Here is a 1,009-nt window from a genome sequence, read left to right as displayed (position 1 = left end):
GCCACGTCGGAGGCGCGATAGAGGCTGCGGCGCGGATCCTCGGGATGGGCGTGGGCCTCGATCCGGCCCCGGCTGACATAGGCGTAGAGCGTCTGGGCCCGCACGCCGAGCCGCGCCATCGCCTGGTCCGCATCGAGCCAATCGTCCGCCATGGACATTGATTATATTGATCAAGATTGACGATCAAGCGGTCAAGACGATGATCGGAGGCGAAAGGAGACCTCCCATGGTCCAAGTTTCCGCCGGCCTCGAAGGCGTGATCGCCGCCGCCACCGTGCTTTCCGACGTCGACGGCCAAGCCGGCCGCCTGACGATCCGCGGCTGGGCGGTAGAAGACCTGGCCGACCGCGCCCGCTTCGAGGACGCCGCCCACCTGCTGTTCGACGGCTTCTTCGACGACCTGCCGACCGATCTGGCCCCGGCCCTGGGCGCGGCCCGGGTGCGGGCCTTCGCCGAGGTCGCCGCGCTGGACGAGGCCCTGGCCGCCCGCGATCCCTACGACGCCATGCGCGCCCTGCTGGCCCGCCTGTCCGACGGCGAGACCCTGCACGACGCCCTGGCCCTGGCCGCCGCCCCCGCCGTCTTCACCGCCGCCGTCCTGCGTCGCCAGAGCGGAAAGGATCCGGTCGCCCCCGATCCCGCCCTGCCCCACGCGGCCGACTTCCTGCGGATGATCCGGGGAACGCCCGCCACCGAAGGCGAGGCCCGGGCGCTGGACGCCTATCTGGTCACGGTCTGCGACCACGGCCTCAACGCCTCGACCTTCGCCGCCCGGGTGGCGGCCTCGACGCGGGCGGGCCTGGGCTCGGCGGTGCTGGCCGGGCTCTCGACCCTGAAAGGCCCGCTGCACGGCGGCGCGCCGGGGCCGGTGATCGACATGCTCGACGCCATCGGAACGACCGACAACGCCGGCGCCTGGCTGGAAGGCGCGCTGAACGCCGGCGCGCGGCTGATGGGGTTCGGCCACCGCATCTATCGCGTCCGCGATCCCCGCGCCGACGCCCTGAAG

The 1,009-nt window shown here is 72.6% G+C and carries 2 protein-coding genes; one reads left to right on the top strand and one right to left on the bottom strand.

Features of this window, described 5'->3' with window-relative positions; genetic code table 11:
- Positions 1 to 152: helix-turn-helix domain-containing protein (locus tag DMC18_RS11320; RefSeq protein ID WP_146218050.1), on the bottom strand; the 152-nt coding region annotated here is incomplete at its 3' end.
- Between the two features lie 74 nt (positions 153 to 226).
- Between DMC18_RS11320 and DMC18_RS11315 the strand changes: the two genes are divergently transcribed.
- A partial coding sequence (locus DMC18_RS11315; RefSeq protein WP_110132941.1) for a citrate/2-methylcitrate synthase occupies positions 227 to 1,009 on the top strand: 783 nt, incomplete at its 3' end.

Origin of the sequence: Caulobacter sp. D5 (assembly GCF_003185805.1) — a bacterium.
In the GTDB taxonomy this organism is placed as follows: domain Bacteria; phylum Pseudomonadota; class Alphaproteobacteria; order Caulobacterales; family Caulobacteraceae; genus Caulobacter.
The sequence above is the reverse complement of the archived record's forward strand: the minus strand, read 5'-3'. Positions and strand labels throughout refer to the sequence as shown.